19 protein-coding genes are annotated in these 19,053 nt (G+C 67.7%); 9 read left to right on the top strand and 10 right to left on the bottom strand.

The window, feature by feature from the left end:
* Positions 1-98: 98 nt before the first annotated feature.
* Entirely contained in the window at positions 99-3,017 is a 2,919-nt protein-coding gene (locus G6N59_RS12860; protein WP_138232644.1) for an MMPL/RND family transporter, read from the top strand.
* A gap of 19 nt (positions 3,018-3,036) precedes the next feature.
* Here the strand turns inward: G6N59_RS12860 and G6N59_RS12855 are convergent, their stop codons facing one another.
* The 3 genes from G6N59_RS12855 to G6N59_RS12845 all read right to left on the bottom strand — a co-directional run bounded on the left by G6N59_RS12855 (position 3,037) and on the right by G6N59_RS12845 (position 5,215).
* Positions 3,037-3,585, bottom strand: a complete 549-nt coding sequence (locus tag G6N59_RS12855) for an NADPH-dependent FMN reductase (protein ID WP_138232643.1) — start codon at positions 3,583-3,585, stop codon at positions 3,037-3,039.
* A gap of 194 nt (positions 3,586-3,779) precedes the next feature.
* Entirely contained in the window at positions 3,780-4,424 is a 645-nt protein-coding gene (locus G6N59_RS12850) for a 3-oxoacid CoA-transferase subunit B (RefSeq protein ID WP_138232642.1), read from the bottom strand.
* Entirely contained in the window at positions 4,421-5,215 is a 795-nt protein-coding gene (locus G6N59_RS12845; protein WP_138232641.1) for a CoA transferase subunit A, read from the bottom strand. Before G6N59_RS12845 ends, G6N59_RS12850 begins: the two co-directional genes overlap by 4 nt.
* A 127-nt stretch (positions 5,216-5,342) precedes the next feature.
* Between G6N59_RS12845 and G6N59_RS12840 the strand changes: the two genes are divergently transcribed.
* Together G6N59_RS12840 and G6N59_RS12835 are read left to right on the top strand one after the other, a co-directional pair.
* The gene (locus G6N59_RS12840) at positions 5,343-6,119 is read left to right on the top strand and encodes an IclR family transcriptional regulator (protein ID WP_138232640.1); all 777 of its coding nucleotides are present in this window, start codon (positions 5,343-5,345) and stop codon (positions 6,117-6,119) included.
* A gap of 42 nt (positions 6,120-6,161) precedes the next feature.
* The gene (locus G6N59_RS12835) at positions 6,162-7,064 is read left to right on the top strand and encodes an LLM class F420-dependent oxidoreductase (RefSeq protein WP_138232639.1); all 903 of its coding nucleotides are present in this window, start codon (positions 6,162-6,164) and stop codon (positions 7,062-7,064) included.
* A gap of 6 nt (positions 7,065-7,070) precedes the next feature.
* Here G6N59_RS12835 and G6N59_RS12830 read toward each other — a convergent pair whose 3' ends face one another.
* On the bottom strand, positions 7,071-7,730 hold the full coding sequence (locus G6N59_RS12830) for a VTT domain-containing protein (protein WP_179970309.1): 660 nt from the start codon (positions 7,728-7,730) through the stop codon (positions 7,071-7,073).
* Positions 7,731-7,796: 66 nt separating this feature from the next.
* Here G6N59_RS12830 and G6N59_RS12825 point away from each other — a divergent pair, with 66 nt between their 5' ends.
* Both G6N59_RS12825 and fbaA read left to right on the top strand, forming a co-directional pair.
* On the top strand, positions 7,797-8,810 hold the full coding sequence (locus G6N59_RS12825) for an alcohol dehydrogenase catalytic domain-containing protein (protein WP_138232637.1): 1,014 nt from the start codon (positions 7,797-7,799) through the stop codon (positions 8,808-8,810).
* Positions 8,811-8,890: 80 nt separating this feature from the next.
* A complete protein-coding gene (gene fbaA, locus G6N59_RS12820; protein WP_138232636.1) occupies positions 8,891-9,937 on the top strand; it encodes a class II fructose-bisphosphate aldolase in 1,047 nt (348 codons plus the stop codon).
* Between the two features lie 22 nt (positions 9,938-9,959).
* Here fbaA and G6N59_RS12815 read toward each other — a convergent pair whose 3' ends face one another.
* On the bottom strand, positions 9,960-10,397 hold the full coding sequence (locus tag G6N59_RS12815) for a hypothetical protein (RefSeq protein WP_138232635.1): 438 nt from the start codon (positions 10,395-10,397) through the stop codon (positions 9,960-9,962).
* Positions 10,398-10,530: 133 nt separating this feature from the next.
* On the opposite strand from G6N59_RS12815, the gene G6N59_RS12810 reads away from it, so the two are divergent.
* Positions 10,531-10,944 carry a DUF3151 domain-containing protein gene (locus G6N59_RS12810; RefSeq protein WP_138232634.1) on the top strand — a complete coding sequence of 138 codons (414 nt, stop codon included), beginning with the start codon at positions 10,531-10,533 and terminating at the stop codon, positions 10,942-10,944.
* Between the two features lie 64 nt (positions 10,945-11,008).
* On the opposite strand, the gene G6N59_RS12805 is transcribed toward G6N59_RS12810, so the two are convergent.
* The 3 genes from G6N59_RS12805 to G6N59_RS12795 form a co-directional block, all read right to left on the bottom strand.
* Positions 11,009-11,899: a cation diffusion facilitator family transporter gene (locus tag G6N59_RS12805; RefSeq protein WP_138232633.1), complete on the bottom strand. Its 891-nt coding sequence runs from the start codon at positions 11,897-11,899 to the stop codon at positions 11,009-11,011.
* 97 nt (positions 11,900-11,996) lie between these two features.
* Positions 11,997-12,770, bottom strand: coding sequence for a site-2 protease family protein (locus G6N59_RS12800; RefSeq protein ID WP_138232632.1), 774 nt, complete (start codon positions 12,768-12,770; stop codon positions 11,997-11,999).
* A 10-nt stretch (positions 12,771-12,780) separates the two neighbouring features.
* The gene (locus tag G6N59_RS12795; RefSeq protein ID WP_170212456.1) at positions 12,781-13,413 is read right to left on the bottom strand and encodes a peptidase M50; all 633 of its coding nucleotides are present in this window, start codon (positions 13,411-13,413) and stop codon (positions 12,781-12,783) included.
* An 81-nt stretch (positions 13,414-13,494) separates the two neighbouring features.
* Between G6N59_RS12795 and G6N59_RS12790 the strand changes: the two genes are divergently transcribed.
* Together G6N59_RS12790 and G6N59_RS12785 are read left to right on the top strand one after the other, a co-directional pair.
* Positions 13,495-14,787, top strand: a complete 1,293-nt coding sequence (locus G6N59_RS12790; RefSeq protein WP_138232631.1) for an adenylosuccinate synthase — start codon at positions 13,495-13,497, stop codon at positions 14,785-14,787.
* Positions 14,787-15,404: a PaaI family thioesterase gene (locus G6N59_RS12785; RefSeq protein ID WP_138232630.1), complete on the top strand. Its 618-nt coding sequence runs from the start codon at positions 14,787-14,789 to the stop codon at positions 15,402-15,404. Before G6N59_RS12790 ends, G6N59_RS12785 begins: the two co-directional genes overlap by 1 nt.
* Here G6N59_RS12785 and G6N59_RS12780 read toward each other — a convergent pair.
* On the bottom strand, positions 15,401-17,377 hold the full coding sequence (locus G6N59_RS12780; protein ID WP_138232629.1) for an MMPL family transporter: 1,977 nt from the start codon (positions 17,375-17,377) through the stop codon (positions 15,401-15,403). The two genes, G6N59_RS12785 and G6N59_RS12780, sit on opposite strands and share 4 nt — an antisense overlap.
* Before the next feature lie 61 nt (positions 17,378-17,438).
* Here G6N59_RS12780 and G6N59_RS12775 point away from each other — a divergent pair, with 61 nt between their 5' ends.
* The gene (locus G6N59_RS12775; protein ID WP_138232628.1) at positions 17,439-17,924 is read left to right on the top strand and encodes a MarR family winged helix-turn-helix transcriptional regulator; all 486 of its coding nucleotides are present in this window, start codon (positions 17,439-17,441) and stop codon (positions 17,922-17,924) included.
* Here the strand turns inward: G6N59_RS12775 and G6N59_RS12770 are convergent, their stop codons facing one another.
* The gene (locus G6N59_RS12770; RefSeq protein WP_138232627.1) at positions 17,925-18,779 is read right to left on the bottom strand and encodes a glycoside hydrolase family 25 domain-containing protein; all 855 of its coding nucleotides are present in this window, start codon (positions 18,777-18,779) and stop codon (positions 17,925-17,927) included.
* Positions 18,780-19,053: the final 274 nt, after the last annotated feature.

Raw genomic sequence — 19,053 nt, 5'->3', positions numbered from 1 at the left:
CATTCGGAAGGCGGCCCGGGCCTCCTACCACGGTAGGAGGCCCGGGCTCGTCCGCAGCACGACGCCGGCGGGTCCTGGTCGCCCCTAGTTTCGGATCCGTGTGGGATGTCATCGCAAGAATCTGCAGCCGCTTCGCGGTCCTGATCATCGGATTGTGGGTGCTGGCCGCGGCGGCGGGCAATCTCCTTGTGCCCCAAGTGGAAAGCACCGCGCACAACCACGCGCGTGGCTTCTTGCCCGCGGACGCCCCGGTCAATCTGGCCGGTGTACAGATGGACCGGCAGTTCCACGACGGCTCGGGTGGCAACCTCAATTACCTGGTGCTGGAAAGCGAGCACCCGCTCGGGGTGCCGGAGCGGGCCTACTACGACGGGCTGCTGCGCACCCTGCGCGCGGACACCGCTGATGTCGATTCGGTGATGGATCTGTGGTCCGATCCGGTGACGGCGGCCGGTGCACAGAGCACCGACGGCAAGGCCGTCTATGCCATGCTGCGGATTCGTGGCGAGCTCGGCGCGGCCAAGGCGAACGCCGCCCTGGATGCGGTGCGGCGGATAGTCGCCGCCGCACCCGCGCCGCCGGGCCTGCACGCCTACGTCACCGGACCCGGCGCCACCATCGCCGACGAGCTCGGCGCCATCGACAAACAGATGCTGATGATCACCGGTGTCACCGTGTTATTGATCGCGGTGCTGTTGTTCGTGGTGTACCGGTCCGTGATCACGGCGGCGATCCCGCTGCTGACCGTCGGCCTGGGGCTCGGGGTGGCGCGGGGAATCGTGGCGTTACTGGGGGAGCGGGACCTGATCGAGGTGTCGATCTTCTCGGTGTCCCTGTTGGCGGCGATGGTGCTCGGCGCGGCAACGGATTACGGGATTTTTCTGCTGGGCCGCTATCACGAACAGCGGCGTGCCGCTATCGACCACGAGGACGCGCTGGCGATCGCGAACCGCAGCGTCGCGCCGGTGATCGCCGCGTCCGGTCTGACCATCGCGGCGGCGCTGTCGTGTCTGCTGTTCGCTCAGGTCGGCATGCTCCGCAGTGCCGGATTACCCTGTGCCATCGGCATTCTCACCGGAATGCTCGCCTCGCTGACGCTGTTGCCGGCGTTCATCGGGTTGGCCGGCCGGCACGGTCTGGCGCAACCACGAGCGCGCGCCGCCGTCGCGGTGCCCGGCCGGAGCTGGCGGCGGGTGGGGACCGTCGTCGCCCGGTGGCCGGGGCCGGTGCTGGTGGCCTCGGTGCTGGTGCTGGCGATCTGCGCCCTCCCGGTCGCCGGTGTGCGCCTGGGCTTCGACGAGCTTGCCGCGCAACCGAATACCACGCACGCCAACCGCGGATACCAGGCCATGGACCGGCATTTCCCGCCCAACCGGCTGCTGCCCGAGATCGTCTCCATCGAGACGGACCACGACCTGCGCAATCCGGCAGGCGTCATCGCGGTCGAACGGGTGACGCGCAAGATCATGGAGATTCCGGGTATCCGCATGGTGCAGTCGGCGTCGCGGCCGGCCGGTTCGCTGCCCGAGCAGGCGGCGCTGACCGACCAAGCCGGCACCATCGCCGACCAGCTCGATGACGGGGTGGCGCAGCTGAGCAAGCGGCTGGGCGCGGTCAACCAGCTGTCCGCGACGTTGGACCAGTTCTCCTCGGCGATAACGCAATTACAGAACGGGCTCGGCGGCAGTGTCCTGGGGCTCGGGCAGCTCGGATCCGGAATCGATGCCATGCACGGCGGCATGCAGCAGTTGCGGGACAACGTCACTGCGGTGTCGCAGTACATGGACCCGTTGCGGGGCTTTACCAACGCCAACCCGAATTGCGCGAACGACGCCATCTGCTCGGTGGTGCTCAAAGTCGTCGAGCCCATGGATTCGGTGGTGGCGGCCACCGGCACCCTGACCGACAGCACCCGGCAGTTCGGTGCCGGCACCACGGACATGGCCCGGGCGTTGACCGGTGCGCAGGTGTCGGTGCGCTCGATGCGGGCGGCCGTCGATCAACTCGGTGTGGTGACAACGCAATTGACCAAGACCGTCGGTGAGACCCGGGGCATGTTCTCCGGACTGACGGACTACCTACGCGGGGTCCGAGCGGATTTTCAGGACAGCAGTGCCGGTGGCTTCTATCTGCCGCAGCGCGCGTGGCAGGACCCGCGTTTCCAGCGGGCGGCCGGGTTGTACTTCGCGCCCGACGGCCGGTCGACGCGGCTGCTCGTGTACGGCGACGGCAAGGTGTTCGGCACCGACGGGGCGCTGCGCTCGCCCGAGATCCTGGCCGCCGTGCGCGAATCGACGAAAGAGGGCACGCTGGTCCGGAACACCGCGAACGTCACCGGCTTCGGCACCGGCACCGCAGAACTGCGTGGCTATGTCTCTGGCGACTTCCTGCTGCTGGCTGCCGTCGCGCTCGCGCTGGTTTTCCTGATCATCCTCATCATGCTGCGCAGTCCGGTGGCGGCCGCGGTGGTGATCGGCACCGTCGTGGTGTCGTACGCGTCGGCGCTCGGCGTCAGCTCCTTCATCTGGCAGGACCTGCTGGGCAGGGACCTGCACTGGGCGGTGCCGTCGATCGCCTTGATCGCCTTGGTGGCCGTCGGCGCGGACTACAACCTGCTGCTGACCATGCGGCTGCGCGAGGAGGTGACGCGGCCGGATGCGGGTTTGAAGACCGGCATGATCCGGACGTTCGGCGGCACCGGCGGGGTGGTGACCACTGCCGGAATCGTCTTCGGCATCACGATGTTCGCGATGCTGTCCAGCGACGTACTGAGCATCGAACAGGTCGGCACCACCATCGGCGTCGGACTGCTGATGGACACCCTGATCGTGCGGACGTTCGTGGTGCCGGGCATCGCCGGGCTGCTCGGCCGCTGGTTCTGGTGGTCGCCGGTGCCGCTGGTGCGCGGCGTGCTGGCCCGCACGTTCACGCGTCGGCCGTCGCGACCCCGGCGGGACGTGCCGCTCATTGCCGGCGCGACGCCGGGTCGGGAAGCGCTGCAGGGTGCCGCTGGCTGAGCTCGGCGGCATCTGCCCGTCAGTCAATCACCTTCGCGGTCAACGTGATCAGCTGGTCGAACAGCGCCGCCAGTTCTCCCACGCGCCGTTCCAGCGGGGTGAAACCATCGGCGCCGAACTCGGCGAACAGGGACAACGACACCTGGGCGCGGACGTCGAGCATCTGGAAGTTGGCCACGATCTGTCGCCACTGTTCCACCGCGCGTACGCCGCCATCGGCGCCGTACGCTACGAAACCCACTGTCTTGCCGAACCATTCAGAGCCGAGACTGTCCACGGCGTTCTTGAACGCGCCCGGCACCCCATGGTTGTACTCAGGGGTGACGAAGATGAATCCGTCGCAGGCGTCGATCGCCGCGCTCCAGCGCTGCACGTTTTCTGATTCGTACTGCTTGCGGGCCGCGGCGGGGACCGTAGCGGAGGTGAGCAGCGGCACGTCGAAGGTCAACAGGTCGATGAGCTCGAACTGTGCGTCGGTACGTTGCGCCGCTTGCTCGGCCACCCAGGCCCCGACGCCGGCGCCGGCGCGCCCATCCCGAATCGATCCGACGATGATGCCGATCCTCATGAAGTGCTCCTCTTCTACGTGATCCCGGTTGCGGCTCCTGACAGCCTGCCGAACTCGGTGATGCCCGCGCGGAAGAATCGCCACAGTCGTCGAATTTCTGTCAGGCCGTGAGGATTTCCGATCGAGTTGCGTAGTACCCGCGGATCCGAGCAATGGCACTCCGGAGCGAGCCGGACGCAACGCGGCTTGACTACCTAGGCCAGCTCGACCGTCAGCTCGGCGCCGGTGGCCGCGATGACGTCGTCGACGCTCACCCCGGGGGCGGTTTCACGCAGGATCAGCGTGCCGTCGCCGGGCACATCGATGACGGCGAGGTTGGTGATGATCCGGTCGACGACACCCTGACCGGTCAGCGGCAGCGTGCATGCCTCGACGATCTTCGGATTGCCGGCCTTGTCGGTGTGCTCCATGAGCACGATGACCCGCGACGCGCCATGCACCAGGTCCATGGCGCCGCCCATGCCCTTGACCATCTTGCCGGGCACCATCCAGTTGGCCAGGTCGCCGTTGCGAGCCACCTCCATGCCGCCGAGCACCGCGGTGTCGATGTGGCCGCCGCGGATCATCCCGAACGACAGCGACGAATCGAAGTACGCCGCACCGGGATTGACCGTCACGGTCTCCTTGCCGGCGTTGATGAGGTCCGCGTCAACCTCATCGTCACGGGGATACGGCCCCGTGCCCAGGATGCCGTTCTCCGAGTGCAGCGTGACGTGCACGTCGCCCGTCAGGAAGCCGGGGATCAGGGTCGGCAGTCCGATGCCGAGGTTGACGTACTCGCCGTCAATCATGTCGGCGGCGGCGCGGGCGGCCATCTGGTCACGGTTCCAACCGGTCATTTAGCGGGCTCCTCACTGGTGCTGATGCGCGATCCGCTGCGCTCCTCGCTGACCGTGCGCTTCTCGATCTGCTTGTCCTGCGGCCCGGTGTGCACGATGCGCTGCACGAAGACGCCGGCCAGGTGGACGTCGTCGGGGTCGATCTCGCCGGGCTGCACCAGTTCCTCCACCTGGACGATGGTGATACGGCCGCACATCGCAGCGAGCGGGTTGAAGTTGCGTGCGGTCTTGTTGAAGACCAGGTTGCCCGCAGTGTCGGCGCGCAGCGCATGCACCAATGCGAAGTCGGCGTTGATCGACTCCTCCAGCACGTAGCGCTTGCCGCCCCACTCTCGAATCTCTTTGGCCGGCGAGGCAACTGCGACCGAACCGTCGGCCGCGTAGCGCCACGGCAGACCGCCGTCGGAGACCGGGGTGCCGACACCCGCAGGCGTGTAGAACGCCGGGATGCCGGCGCCACCGGCGCGCATGCGCTCGGCCAGGGTGCCCTGCGGCGTGAGCTCCACCTCGAGCTCGCCGGACAGGTACTGGCGGGCGAACTCTTTGTTCTCTCCGACGTACGACGCGGTGACCCGGCGGACCTTGCCGAGGCCCAGCAGCACGCCGAGGCCGACGCCGTCGACGCCGCAGTTGTTCGAGAACACCTCAAGGTCGGTGGCGCTCGACGCGGCGATGGCATCGATGAGTTGGTCGGGGATGCCGCACAAGCCGAATCCGCCGACGGCCAGCGTGGCGCCGTTACCGATGTCGGCAACCGCTTCGGCGGCTGAGGCGTACACCTTCGAGGTCATGACACTCCGTTCATCCAGTAAACGCGGGACCCACTTTTCACGTCAGGCCGCTGACATGGCAAGTCTCTGCTCAAAGCACGTCAAAAGTGTTCACAGGATGAGCAATGCTGTGATCGGCGTTCACTAAATGAACGCCTACCATGGGGTGGTGACCGGTCCGAATGTCGTCGCCCGAGTCGGGGCGATGCTGCGGGCCGTCGCGACGGCCGAACCCGACGGCGCCTCCACCACCGAGCTCGCCAAGATGGCGGGGCTGGCCCGTCCCACCGCGCACCGGCTACTGACCGCGCTGGCCGACGAACATCTGGTCAGCCGGGATCAGAAAACCGGGCGCTGGTCACTCGGCCCCGAGCTGTACCTGCTCGGCGTCGGTGCGGCCCAACACCACGACGTGACCGACCAGGCACGGGCCGTCGTGGTCCGACTGGCCCGCGAGACCGGCGAGAGCGCGTTCTTCTCGGCCCGGCGCGGCGATCAGACCGTCTGCGTGCTCAGTGAGGAGGGCAGCTTCCCGTTGCGCTCACACGTCTTGCAGGTCGGCATCCGGTTTCCGCTCGGCGTGGCCAGTGCCGGCTTGGCGATTCTGAGCCATCTGCCGGCCGCCGATGTCGACGACTACTTCTCCCGGGAGCAGCCCGAAACCACTTGGGGGCCGACGCATTCCGAGGCCGCCATCCGCAAGCGCATCGAGCAGACCCGGCGTGCCGGATACGCGACCAATCCCGCGCTGCTGGTCGAGGGCAGCTGGGGCATGGCGGCAGCGGTGTTCGACCGGCGCGGCCTACCCGGCTGGGCGTTGAGCCTGACGGGCGTCGAGACCCGGTTCCGCGCCGGCCGCCGGCGGGAACTCGGGCGGCTGCTGCTGGAACAGGCGCATGAGTTGTCGGGTCGGCTCCAGAGCTGACCCGCCCGGCGGCACAGTTGCCCGGTAGGCGATTGTGGACCGGTGACCACCGAACGCGCGCACATCGACTTTCCGTCCCGCATCGGCGTCTGGTGGGCCAGCGACAGCTGGGCCATGCCCGACGCCCAGGCGGTGGCCCGCGACATCGAAGCCATGGGCTATGGGTCGCTGTTCCTGCCCGAGACCGTCGGCAAGGAATGCCTGACAGAGTCGGCCGCATTCCTGGCGGCGACCGAGCGACTGGTGGTCGGCACCGGGATCGCCAACATCCATGTGCGCATTCCATCGGCTGCCGAGGCCGGTGCTCGCACGTTGACCGCGCTTTACCCGGGACGGTTCGTGCTGGGCCTCGGTGTCAGCCACGGCCCGTTGGTGGAGCGCGGCATGGGCGGCACGTATCAGAAGCCGCTCGCCACCATGCGCAGCTATCTGGAGAGGATGGCCGCGGTGCCGGACGCCATCGAACCCGGCATCGGCCGCCCGCCCCGGCTGCTCGCGGCCCTGGGACCCAAAATGATCGAGCTGTCGGGTAGCCACGCCGACGGCGCGCATCCGTACCTGGTGCTGCCGGCCGCGACGCGGACCACCCGGGAGATCCTCGGGCCGGACAAGTGGATCGTCTCCGAGCAGGCGGTGGTCGTCGGCGGGGATGACACCGAGCAGCTCCGCCGTGCGCATGACCATCTGAACGTCTACAGCGGCCTGCCCAACTACCGGAACTCGTGGCTGCGCCAGGGCTTTGACGAGAGCGACTTGGTGCGCGGCGGCTCCGACCGGCTGGCGCGTGCGGTGGTTGGTATGGGCGGTGTCGATGATGCCGCGGCCGCCGTGCAGGCGCACCTGGAGGCAGGTGCCGACCACGTGGTTGTGCAGATCCTCGGAGAGCATCCGACTGCCGACCCGCGGCCAGGCTTGCGAGAGCTGGCCGCGGTCCTGGGGCTGTAGGCCCGGCTAGCTGTCGGAAGCAGCTTTACGCCGCTTGTACCACTCCCAGATCATCGGCGTGATGGACGCGATCAGGATCAGGACGAAGATCGGCTCGAGCAGCTTCTGGACGATGGGGAATTGCCCCAGCCAATAGCCCAGCAGGGTGATGCCGCAGCCCCAGACGATGGCACCGACCACGTTGTACAGCGTGAAAGCGCCGTAGCCCATTCGGGCGGCGCCGGCGGTGATCGGCGCCAGGGTCCGCACGATCGGCACGAAGCGGGCCAGCAGGATCGCGAACGGCCCGCGTTCCTCGAAGAACGCGTGTGCTTCGTCCAGGTACTTCTGTTTCAGGACGCGGGCGTCGGGCTTGAACATCTCGACACCGATGAACCGTCCGATGAAATAGCCGGCCTGCCCGCCGAGGATGGCCGCGACCGGGATGGTCAGCAGCAGCAGCCAGATGTTGAAGTTGGCCTTTGCGGCGACCTCGGCCTGGGCGGCGGTGCCGGCCGCCAGCATGCCCGCGACGAACAGCAGGGTGTCGCCGGGCAGGATCGGGAACAGGACGCCCGACTCGACGAAGATGACAACCAGCAATCCGACCAGGGCCCAGGTACCGAAGTATCCGATGAGCTTCACCGGATCCATGAAGTCCGGCATGAGCGACAGCGTGCTGATCATGGGGGTCAACATACCGGTGCGTGCTGGCCGTTCCGTTAACTGCACATCCCTCGTAGGGTCAGGGCCATGGCGACTCACAAGGCAGTTCACGTTGCGGAAGCCAATGCTCCGCTCACACTGGCGGACGTCGACACCGTTTCGCCGCTGCGCGATCACGTCCGCATCGCCGTCGCCGCCTGCGGTGTATGCGGCACTGACCGTGAGTTCTACGCGGGGCACTTCCCCGGACTTTCGTGGCCGCTCACCCTCGGCCACGAAATCGCGGGCACGGTCGCAGAACTGGGCGACGGCGTCGAGGACTTCGTTGTCGGCGATCGCGTAGCGGTCGGCTGGTTCGGCGGCAATTGCAACCGCTGTGTGCCGTGCCGCCGGGGCTTCTTCATGCAGTGCGTACGCATGGAGGTGCCCAGCTGGCATTACCCGGGCGGCTACGCCGAATCGGTCACCGTGCCCGCGACGGCGCTGGCGCGAATACCAGAAGAATTCTCGTTCGCCGAGGCTGCGCCGATGGGGTGTGCAGGCGTGACGACATTCAACGGGTTGCGCAAAACCCGGGCCAAGGCCGGTGACCTGGTCGCGGTGATCGGGATCGGCGGCCTGGGCCATCTCGGGGTGCAGTTCTCCAGGGCGATGGGCTTCGAGACGGTCGCGATCGCCCGCGGTCCGGAGCGCGAAGCCGCTGCCAAGCAACTCGGTGCGCATCACTACATCGATTCGAACGCCTCGGATGTCGCGGCCGAACTGCAGCGTCTCGGCGGGGCGGCGGTTGTGCTCGCGACAGCTGCGAGCTCGACGGCGATGGCTGCCACTGTGGCAGGGCTCGGACCCGAGGGTGAACTCGTAACCGTCGGTGTCACTCCCGAGCCCCTGCCGATCAGCCCGCTCGACCTCATCAACGGCGGCTTCTCGGTCACCGGGCATCCGTCGGGCACCGCACGCGACATCGAGGAGACGTTGCGTTTCGCCGCGCTGGCAGGCGTGCGGGCCGTCATCGAGGAACGACCTCTGGTGCAGGCCGCGGAGGCCTTCGAGCGCATGAACAGCGGCCAGGCCCGCTACCGGATGGTCTTGACCGTCTGACCGGGTGTCCCGGGTGCCGCACTTCAGCTTCACGTGACTGACATACTGGCCCAGACTGCAGGTTCGCCGAGAGGAAAAACATGCCCATCGCCACGCCCGAGGTCTACGCGGAGATGCTGGCGCGTGCCAAGGAGCACTCGTTCGCGTTCCCGGCCATCAACTGCGTCGGCTCCGAGAGCGTCAACGCCGCGATCAAAGGATTCGCCGACGCCGGTAGCGACGGCATCATCCAATTCTCCACCGGCGGTGCAGAATTCGCCTCTGGTCTCGGCGTCAAGGATATGGTGACCGGGGCGGTCGCGTTGGCGGAGTTCGCCCACGTCGTGGCCGCCAAGTACGACATCACCGTCGCGCTGCACACCGACCACTGCCCCAAGGACAAGCTCGACGGCTTCGTCCGCCCGCTGCTGGCCATCTCGGCCGAGCGCGTCGCGCGTGGCGAGAACCCGCTGTTCCAGTCGCACATGTGGGACGGCTCGGCGGTGCCCATCGACGAGAACCTGCAGATCGCGCAGGAGCTGCTGAAGCTCACGTCGGCCGCGAACATCATCCTCGAGGTCGAGATCGGCGTCGTCGGCGGTGAAGAGGACGGTGTCGAGGCCGAGATCAACGAGAAGCTCTACACCAGCTCGGAGGACTTCGAGAAGACCATCGACGCGCTCGGCGCCGGCGAGAACGGCAAGTACCTGCTGGCCGCCACCTTCGGCAACGTGCACGGTGTGTACAAGCCGGGCAACGTCAAGCTCAAGCCCGAGGTGCTCGCCGAGGGCCAGAAGGTGGCCGCCGCCAAGCTGGGTCTGCCGGCAGGTTCCAAGCCGTTCGACTTCGTCTTCCATGGTGGTTCGGGCTCGCTGAAGTCCGAGATCGAGGACTCGCTGCGGTACGGCGTGGTGAAGATGAACGTCGACACCGACACCCAGTACGCGTTCACCCGTCCCCTCGCGGCGCACATGTTCACCAACTACGACGGCGTCCTGAAGATCGACGGCGAGGTCGGCAACAAGAAGGTCTACGACCCGCGCAGCTACCTGAAGAAGGCCGAGGCTTCGATGACCCAGCGCGTCATCGAGGCCTGTAACGACCTGCACAGCACGGGCCGCAGCGTCTCCGCGGGCATGTCCCGCTAGACGACGCCGCCCGAGTGGCCGGTTATGACGCGGGAATTGCGAAATCCTGTGTCGTAGCCGGCCATTCGGCGTTCATGGCCGAATGGCCGCGGGTCAGGAGCACCGTGCCCAGGACCGCCAGGGCGGCGATGGCGGCGATCACCAGTACCAGTGCGATGACCCACCCCCAGCTGCGCCGGTCTTTCAGGGTCTTGACGGTGCCGGGAATCTGCTGCGGTGCGGCCGGCGGCATCAGCTCGGTTTCCGGGTCCGGCAGCGGGGCGATGATCTGGGTCTTGCCGTCGAAGCTCGACGGCGCGGTGAAGCGCCGCACCGGGATGGTCGGGTCGGTCGCTGGATCCGCGGGCTCGAAGATTTCCGTTGCCGCTGCGGCGTCGTCGCCTGTCGTGGCAGCGCGCTGATTCGCGTCGCGACGGTCGTCCGGTCCCGTCGGATTCGACATGGCGGCTGGGTTCGACATGGGGGTGTCTGTCCTCCCGATCAAAGTCGCGCACTGGGGCCGATGCGTCCGTTGCCGGCCGCGACGTCCTGCCTGGAGCTTAATCGCCCGCCTGCGGTATCTCCGCGAGCGCCCGCACGGCACAATGTCGGCCATGACGCGAATGGGTGATCTGCTGGGTCCGGAGCCGGTGCTGCTGCCTGCCAACTTCGAGGCTGAGGACGCACTGGCGGCGGGCAAATCCGCGACCGACGTTGCTGCGGCGCAGCCGACGGCTTCGGTCGCGTGGGCCGCCCTGGCCGAGGCTGCGCTGGCCGACGGGCAGACGATCACCGCCTACGCCTACGCCCGTACCGGTTACCACCGCGGGCTGGACCAGCTGCGCCGCAACGGCTGGAAGGGCTTTGGCCCGGTGCCGTTCGCGCACGAACCGAACCAGGGCTTCCTGCGTTGCGTGGCCGTGCTGGCCAAGGCTGCGGCAGCCATCGGCGAGCAGGACGAGTACCTGCGTTGCCTGGACCTGCTGGAGGACTGCGATCCGGCGGCCCGCGGCCAGCTGGGACTGTAGCGCCGCCGGACGACGATCTGGCGGCGAGGTACGAGCCGCGCTGAGGAGTGCGGCAAATCCAGACCTAGTCCGCTTCGCAGTGGCAGTCGCCGGCGGCCGGCGGTTCCACCTGCACGGTGGCGTGGTCCAGCCCACGGGCGGCCAGCACGGCGCGGGCCGACTCGAGGACCCGCGCCGAATCCTCGGCGGACGTCAGATGCGCGGTGGCCATGTCCTTGCCGGGTACCAGCGTCCACACGTGCAGGTCGTGCACGTCGGTGACGCCGTCGACGGCGGCGAGTGCCGTGCGCAGTTCCTCGACGTCGATGTGGCTGGGGGAGGACTCCGACAGGATGCGCAGGGCGGCCCGGGCGAGCGCGATGGCCCGGGGCAGTACCCACAGTGCGACCAGGACGGCGACGACGACGTCGGCGTACGGCCAGCCGGTGGTGACGTTCACGATGCCGGCGATCAGGACGCCGACGCTGCCGACGGTGTCGGCGACGACCTCCATGTAGGCGCCTTTGACCGCGAGGCTGCTGTCGGCGTCGGAGCGCAGCAACAGCACGACGACCAGGTTGGCCAGCAGGCCCGCGAGCGCGACGACGATCATCGGCACACCGGGAATCGAAGGCGCCGCACCCAGTCGTTCATAGGCCTCGTAGAGGATGAACGCCGCGACGCCCATCAGCAGCGCGGCATTGGCCACCGCGGTGAACACCTCGGCGCGGTGCCAACCGTAGGTGCGGGCGGCCGAAGTCGAGCCGCGGCGGGCGAGCAGGACGGCGCCGAGGCCCATGAACATCGCGACCAGGTCGGTCAGCATGTGGCCCGCGTCGGCCAGTAGCGCGATCGAGTTGATCAGCAGCGCGGTGGTCAGCTCGATGACGAAGAAGACGCTGAGTACGGCTGCGGCGATGATCATGCGGCTGGCGCGTGCGTTCGAGCCATGATTGTGGTCGTGTCCGGCACCCATGCCAGCAATATATGCAGAACTACGCATATGTCGCAAGGTGCCCCGGCATTCGTGCACGATAATCCGCGGTCGCCACGGAAAATCGTGCACAAAATCCCTACCAGGCGGACCAGAACCGGGTCAGTGCGCTGCCGATCATCGCCAGTCGCGGCGGCACGCCGGCCAGGCTGACTGCCGAATAGACGACGTTGAAGAACAACCGGTTCAGCTCGGGGACGATCAGCAGCAGCATCAGCACCAGGAAGCCCCATTGCCGGGCGGGCAGCAACGCGCGCTGGGTTTCGGGGCTCAGGTGCGGTTCCAGCGCGCCGTAGCCGTCGAGGCCCGGGATGGGCAGCAGGTTCAAGAACAGTGCCGTGATCTGCAGAAAGCCCAGGAAGGCCAGGCCTGCCCAAAACACCGGATGGTCGCTGTCGAACAGCGCCGCGGTGGTGACCAGTAGGACGATGGCCAGCACCAGGTTCGCGAACGGGCCGGCCAGACTGACCAGAGTGCGCTGTCGCGGCGTCATGTATTCGGTGCGCACGTACACGGCGCCGCCGGGCAGGCCGATGCCGCCGAGGGCGATGAACAGCGCCGGCAGGCCCAGTGACAGCAGCGGGCTGGCGTACTTCGCGGGGTTCAGTGTGAGGTAGCCGCGCAGCTCGACGTCGCGGTCTCCGAAGCGCCAGGCGGTGTAGGCGTGGCCGAACTCGTGCAGACAGAGCGACACGGTCCACCCGGCGATGACGAACACGAAGACTCCGGCGTAAGCCAGTGGCCGGACCTCGGCGCCGCAGAACCATGCCACCGCGCCACCGGCGGCGGTCAGGGCCACGATCGCCCAGAAGATGGGACTGGGACGGACTCCGTGCCGCAGCGGCAAGCTCATGCCAAGAAAACTAGCCGACCCGCAGCCAACCTTGGATGTGACGGTAGAACGCCGACCGCCGCGCCGGACGGGCGGCCGCCACGCCGTCACGTTCCACCAAAACTCCGGTACTGCCGAGTTGCGCGGCGCGGCCCGTGACCCAGCCCCGGCCGAGTCCCGGCGCGGCCCCGAGAGCCCGCGCGCGCAGCCCCGGCATGCCGGGCAGTGGTTCGATGACGACGCCCGTGGACTCACCGTCGAACAGCACCGTGTCGTCGACGACGGCCTCTCCGGTGATGGCGTCGCCGGCCGTCGGCAGCCAGCGCGCGGACCGGACGATCACCGCTCCGGTCTCGTCGCGGATCAGCGGAACACGTTGGGCCACACCGTCTCTGGCGCGGCGAGCGGCACCGAGCCCACCGCGGGACAGGGGTGGGACGAAGCCGACCTCGACGTCGAGCCGGTCGTCGCGCAGCAGCCGGGCCAGAGTGGCGGACAGGTCGGCGTGGCCGCCGACGACGATGACCCGGGCGGCGCCGTCGGGGATCGTCAGAGCACTGGCCGAGGGCACCGGGACGGTCGTCAGATCCGTCAGCGCGCGGGGGCTCCGGCGCTCGCCGAAGACCAGCACCACCACTGCCCCGGGGACCTGTCTGACGGTCAAGGCCTCTCCTCTCGTCCTGCTGGGATAAGGTTGCTCACCGGCTGCCACTGTATTCAGGCAGGTGATGCGGGAGGCAAAACGATGCCGGCAATCGTGCTCATCGGGGCCCAATGGGGTGACGAGGGCAAAGGTAAGGCCACCGATCTACTCGGTGGACGTGTGCAATGGGTGGTTCGCTACCAAGGCGGCAACAACGCCGGGCACACGGTGGTACTGCCCACGGGGGAGAACTTCGCTCTTCACCTCATCCCGTCGGGCATCCTGACACCCGGGGTCACCAACGTCATCGGCAACGGTGTCGTGGTCGATCCGGGCGTGCTGCTCAGCGAGCTGTCGGGGCTCGAGGACCGCGGTGTGGACACCAGCAAGCTCATGATCTCGGCTGACGCGCACTTGCTGATGCCGTATCACGTGGCCATCGACAAGGTCACCGAGCGGTACGCGGGCAGCAAGAAGATCGGCACCACCGGTCGCGGCATCGGGCCCTGCTACCAGGACAAGATCGCGCGCATCGGCATCCGGGTGGCCGACGTGCTCGACGAAGGACAGCTGGCCGCCAAGGTCGAGGCCGCACTGGAGTTCAAGAACCAGGTGCTGGTCAAGATCTACAACCGCAAGGCGCTCGACTCTGCTGAGGTCGTCGAGAGCCTGCTGCAGCAGGCCGAGGGCTTCAAGCACCGCATCGCCGACGCCCGGCTGCTGCTCAACCAGGCGCTGGAGCGTGGCGAGACGGTCCTGCTCGAGGGCTCTCAGGGCACCTTGCTGGACGTCGACCACGGCACGTACCCGTTCGTGACGTCGTCCAACCCGACTGCGGGTGGCGCGGCGGTCGGCTCCGGCATCGGCCCGACGCGGATCACCACGGTGCTGGGCATCCTCAAGGCCTACACGACCCGGGTGGGCTCGGGCCCGTTCCCGACAGAGCTGTTCGACGAGCACGGCGCCTACCTGTCCAAGACGGGCGGCGAGGTCGGCGTGACCACCGGCCGGGCCCGGCGCTGCGGCTGGTTCGACGCCGTCATCGCCCGGTACGCGACCCGCGTCAACGGCATCACCGACTACTTCCTGACCAAGCTCGACGTGCTGTCCAGCCTGGAGACGGTGCCGATCTGCGTCGGCTACACCGTCGACGGCAAGCGCACCGACGAGATGCCGATGACGCAGGCCGACATCGCCCGCGCCGAGCCGATCTACGAGGAACTGCCGGGCTGGTGGGAGGACATCTCCACCGCGCGCGAGTTCTCCGACCTGCCCGCCAAGGCACAGGACTATGTGCTGCGGCTGGAGGAGCTCGCCGGAGCCCCCATGTCATGCATCGGCGTCGGTCCCGGCCGGGACCAGACGATCGTGCGCCGGGACATCCTGGCGCCCTGATGGCTGGTGGATTGATTGGTGCTGTCGGCGGCTTCCCGATTTTCGAGGCCGCCCAGCCGGGACCGGGTTTCGGCCGGTTCCTCGAAGGTATGCGGCGGTTGCAGGATCTGGCGGTCTCGGCCAACCCCGACAGCGACACCTGGGATGACGCGGCGGACCGGGTCGAGGAACTGGTGAAGTTGCTGGGGCCCTTCCAGGCACCCGAAGGCGTCGGTCCGGCCAACCGGGTGCCCGCGCTGCCCGGTGCCGGCAGCCTGCTGATGCCGCCGTGGTTCGTCGACAAATTCGACGCTGACGGCGTAGAACTGCGGGTGACGTTCAGCCGCTATCACGTGGGCGGCAATTACGCGGTGCACGGCGGCGTGCTGCCGCTGCTGTTCGACTCGGTGTTCGGCATGGTGATCCATGCTGCGCCCCGGCCCGTCAGCCGCACCGCATATCTGCACGTCGATTACCGCAAGGTCACCCCGATCGATACTTCGCTGATCGCCAAGGGCCGGGTGAAAGAGGTCGAAGGCCGCAAGACGTTCGTCGCGGCCGAACTGTTCGACCCCGAGGGCAATCTGCTGGCCGAAGCCAACGGCCTGATGGTCAGCCTGCTGCCCGGCCAACCCTAGGGCTCGGCGCGTAGCGCCGGCCACCAGATGCGGGGGCCGATCAGGGTGAACAGCGCCGGAATGATGACGGTGCGCACGACGAAGGTGTCCAGCAGGATGCCGAGGCCGACGATGATGCCCAGCTGGGTCAGCACGATCAGCGGTAGCACACCGAGCACGCAGAACACCGCGGCCAGCACGATGCCGGCGCTGGTGATCACCGCGCCCGTCGCCGAGACCGCGCGCACGATGCCCTGCCGGTTACCGAATTCGGGGGTCTCTTCCCGGGCCCTGGTTACCAGGAAGATGGTGTAGTCCACGCCGAGCGCGACCAGGAACAGGAACGCGAACAGCGGAGTCCCGTTGTCCAGGGCGGGAAATCCGAACAGGTGCACGCTGGCCCAGCCGCCCACTCCCAGCGCGGCCAGGGCGCTGAGCACCGTCACCGCCACCAGGACCAGCGGTGCCAGCGCCGAGCGCAGCAAGACGTACAACACGGCCAGTACCACGAGCAGGATCGCGGGGATGACGATCTTCCGGTCGTGCTGCGCCGCTGCCGCGGCGTCGCGGGCCTGAGCGTCGGGGCCCCCGACGACCGCGCCGGCGTCGAGCTGGTGCACCGAATCGCGAAGGACGTCAATGGTTTTGAACGCGTCTGGGGAGGCGGGCGCGGCAGCCAGTACCACCGACCATTGAGTCAGGCCCGACGCCGATCGCCCGGCCGGCGTCGCCGACACGACTCCGGGCGTGCGGGTGATGGCCGGACCCAGGTCTGGTGCGGAGGCGATGACGGTGGTGGGGTTGGTCAGTCCGCTGGGGAAGTGCGCGGCCAGGGTGTCGTAGCCGGCGACGGACTCTGCCTGCACCCGGAACTGCTGGGTCTGTGACAGCCCGATGGGCAGATTCACCAGCCCGACGCACAGCGCGGCCAAGCCGGCCAACGCCACTGTGGCGACGCGGCCCGGCCTGCGGGCCACGCCGGCGGCGACGCGGTGCCAGACGCCGCTTTCGGTGAGCGACTTGGCGGCCGAGCCGGTTTCGGGGATGAAGGGCCAGAAGAGGCGGCGGCCGAACAATCCCAGCAGCGGGGGCAGCACCAGCAACACGAACACGGCCGCGACGACGAGTCCGGCCGCGGCCTGCACGCCCAGACTGCGGTTGCTGGGTGCGGAGGCGAGCAGCAGGGTCAGCAGAGCCAGCACCACGGTGGCGTTGCTGGCGACGATCGCCGGGGCGGCCGCGCGCCACGCCACCCGAAGCGCGTCCCGATGGTCACCGCGCCGGGACAGCTCCTCCCGGTAGCGGGAGATGAGCAGCAGCGCGTAATTGGTGCCGGCACCGAAGACCAGCACGCTGGTGATGCCCGCCGTGGAACCGTCGGGGTTCAGCCCCGTCGCCGCGGCCACCGCGGTGCCGACGACTGCGCCCACCTGGTCGGCGAATCCGATCACCAGCAGCGGGATCAACCAGAGGACGGGGGAGCGGTACGTGACGATCAGCAGCAGCGCCACGACCGTGGCGGTCACCGCGAGCAGTGTGAAGTTCGCTCCGGCAAAGGAATTCGCGATGTCGGCGCCGAACGCGGGACCGCCGGTGACCTGTGCGCGCAATCCGTCGGGCAGCGCTGCCGCAACCTGTGATCGCAGGTCGTGGACCGCGTCGCGGAGGTGGAAGCCGGACAGGTCCGCCGCCAGTGGTGCAACCCGCAGCGCAGCTTTGCCGTCCGCGGAGACCTGGGCGCCGGGGCCTGCGGCGGTGACGTCGGCCGGCGTCAAGGGGGCATCGTCGGTGCGGGTCACCACGATGATCGCCGGCGCGGTATCGCCGCCGGGGAACTGGGCGCGTAGCGCGTCGGCGCGGGCGGATTCGGCGCCGGCGGGCACGGCCACCGGCGACTGCGATGCGGAATCTCCGGCGCCGAGCAGCGCCATGGCTGTGCCGGAGAGGATCAGGACGATCAGGGCCGATGCCCAGGCGACACGGGTGGACACCATGAAAATATTTCAGATACTTAAATATTAATCAAATGAATTTTGTGAACGGTATGCTCTCCGCGTGCCAACGCCGCCGGACCGCGCCGCTCTGGAGGCGCAGATCTCTGCTGATGTGCGGGCGCTGACGGCCGAGTCCGAGCAGATCGGCCGCACCTTCGCGGTGCAGAACGATCTGGGCGCCAATGATTTTCGGGCACTGCTGCACATCATGGTCGCCGAATCGGCGGGGGCGCCGCTGACTGCGGGCGAGCTGCGCAAGCTCATGGGCACCTCGGGCGCGGCCATCACCTACCTGGTCGAGCGGATGATCAGCTCCGGGCATCTGCGCCGCGACACCGACCCCACCGACCGGCGCAAGGTCATCCTGCGGTACGACGACAAGGGCTTGGCCGTGGGCCGGGAGTTCTTCAGCCCATTGGCTCAGCTCAACACGGAGGCGCTTGCTGATCTGCCCGATGCCGACCTCAAGGCGGCGCACCGGGTGTTCGTGGCGCTCACCGGTGCGATGCGGGCGTTCCGTGCAGAACCCGTCCCCGGCGAGCGGTGATCACGCGGACGACGTGGCCTTGAGGGCGGATACTTCCGCTCTGAGTGCGGCCACCGCGTCTACCATCGTCAGGTTCTGGCCGGCCGCATTCTTGCCGAGCTGAGGCCAACCGTTCAGATTCGGCCCGCGCAACTGGGTCTGGATATCCTGCACGATGGCCAGGATCTGGTTGAGGGTCGCGGTGGTCGGGTCGGGCTTGGCCGTTGGGTCAGGCGTAGTCACGGTTCCTCCGTTCAACAGTGAGATGAGTTGATCCAGGGTGCCCTGGAATGCGTTGCAGTCCACCGACAAATTCCCGATCATGGCGGCATCGGTGAATTGCAGGATCTGCGGCGTGGCGCCGCCGTAGGGGAACCAGTACCGCTGCTTGTCGTTGCCGGGATAAAGGTTTGACGCGTAGCCGGTGCCGTTGACGTAGTTCGACGCGATCAGCCCGGGCACCTGTGAGATGTCGGGTGAACCGATCTGTTGCCAGTACCAGTGCGGGATGTATGACAGCGAGATGGTGACCCCGGCGGCGTTGAACGCATTGACCACGGCCCAGAAGTTCTGGATGTCACCGGAATTCGCCTCGAAGTCCAGCATCGCAAATCTGCCACCATTGTTGCTGAGCCACGCTTGGGCCTGTGCCGCCGGGCTGTTGGTGGTGACGTAGTGATAGCCGATGTGCGGAAAGTGGTTGTCCTGGCACCACCGCGCGATCACCGGCCAATACGGGTCCCGGTAATAGCTGCCCTCGGACACCTTCTGCTCGATCCAGGAAAAACCCTGGCCGGGCAGCTGAGAGACGAACGCAATGGCATCGCCGGCCGAACGAAAATTGTTGTTCGACGTATCCGGTCCGTACAGGGTCATGGCGCCGCCCCCTTGATCACCGGCGTCCAGCTGGTCGTGCTCGCCAATATCTTTGTTTCGGTGCTGAATCCGTCACTCAACTGCACCGTCCATTGCAACTGGCCGTCGGCGTTGTGAGTCGCCGTGGCGATGGCGCCGGTTTGTTCACACATCTCGCCCAGGGCTTCGGGTTTGCCTGCGGTGTTCGTAGCGAATCCTCGCCTTCTGCCATGGCGGCCTTGTCCCGCTTCGATTCTCGGTTGTCCGATTCTTGTTGACTCTCGTTGTCGAAGGG

Origin of the sequence: Mycolicibacterium aubagnense (assembly GCF_010730955.1) — a bacterium.
GTDB lineage: Bacteria > Actinomycetota > Actinomycetes > Mycobacteriales > Mycobacteriaceae > Mycobacterium > Mycobacterium aubagnense.
Note: the sequence above shows the minus strand (reverse complement) of the source record. Positions and strands in the feature narration are given on the sequence as shown.

What these genes read in the sequence shown, in the direction of transcription:
- fbaA (WP_138232636.1), top strand. Translation starts at nt 8,891, where the DNA reads ATGCCCATCGCCACGCCCGAGGTCTACGCGGAGATGCTGGCGCGTGCC.
- G6N59_RS12855 (WP_138232643.1), bottom strand. Translation starts at nt 3,585, where the DNA reads ATGAGGATCGGCATCATCGTCGGATCGATTCGGGATGGGCGCGCCGGC.
- G6N59_RS12805 (WP_138232633.1), bottom strand. Translation starts at nt 11,899, where the DNA reads ATGGGTGCCGGACACGACCACAATCATGGCTCGAACGCACGCGCCAGC.
- G6N59_RS12810 (WP_138232634.1), top strand. Translation starts at nt 10,531, where the DNA reads ATGACGCGAATGGGTGATCTGCTGGGTCCGGAGCCGGTGCTGCTGCCT.
- G6N59_RS12815 (WP_138232635.1), bottom strand. Translation starts at nt 10,397, where the DNA reads ATGTCGAACCCAGCCGCCATGTCGAATCCGACGGGACCGGACGACCGT.
- G6N59_RS12830 (WP_179970309.1), bottom strand. Translation starts at nt 7,730, where the DNA reads ATGATCAGCACGCTGTCGCTCATGCCGGACTTCATGGATCCGGTGAAG.
- G6N59_RS12825 (WP_138232637.1), top strand. Translation starts at nt 7,797, where the DNA reads ATGGCGACTCACAAGGCAGTTCACGTTGCGGAAGCCAATGCTCCGCTC.
- G6N59_RS12840 (WP_138232640.1), top strand. Translation starts at nt 5,343, where the DNA reads ATGAACGCCTACCATGGGGTGGTGACCGGTCCGAATGTCGTCGCCCGA.
- G6N59_RS12800 (WP_138232632.1), bottom strand. Translation starts at nt 12,770, where the DNA reads ATGAGCTTGCCGCTGCGGCACGGAGTCCGTCCCAGTCCCATCTTCTGG.
- G6N59_RS12790 (WP_138232631.1), top strand. Translation starts at nt 13,495, where the DNA reads ATGCCGGCAATCGTGCTCATCGGGGCCCAATGGGGTGACGAGGGCAAA.
- G6N59_RS12780 (WP_138232629.1), bottom strand. Translation starts at nt 17,377, where the DNA reads ATGGTGTCCACCCGTGTCGCCTGGGCATCGGCCCTGATCGTCCTGATC.
- G6N59_RS12770 (WP_138232627.1), bottom strand. Translation starts at nt 18,779, where the DNA reads ATGACCCTGTACGGACCGGATACGTCGAACAACAATTTTCGTTCGGCC.
- G6N59_RS12785 (WP_138232630.1), top strand. Translation starts at nt 14,787, where the DNA reads ATGGCTGGTGGATTGATTGGTGCTGTCGGCGGCTTCCCGATTTTCGAG.
- G6N59_RS12850 (WP_138232642.1), bottom strand. Translation starts at nt 4,424, where the DNA reads ATGACCGGTTGGAACCGTGACCAGATGGCCGCCCGCGCCGCCGCCGAC.
- G6N59_RS12845 (WP_138232641.1), bottom strand. Translation starts at nt 5,215, where the DNA reads ATGACCTCGAAGGTGTACGCCTCAGCCGCCGAAGCGGTTGCCGACATC.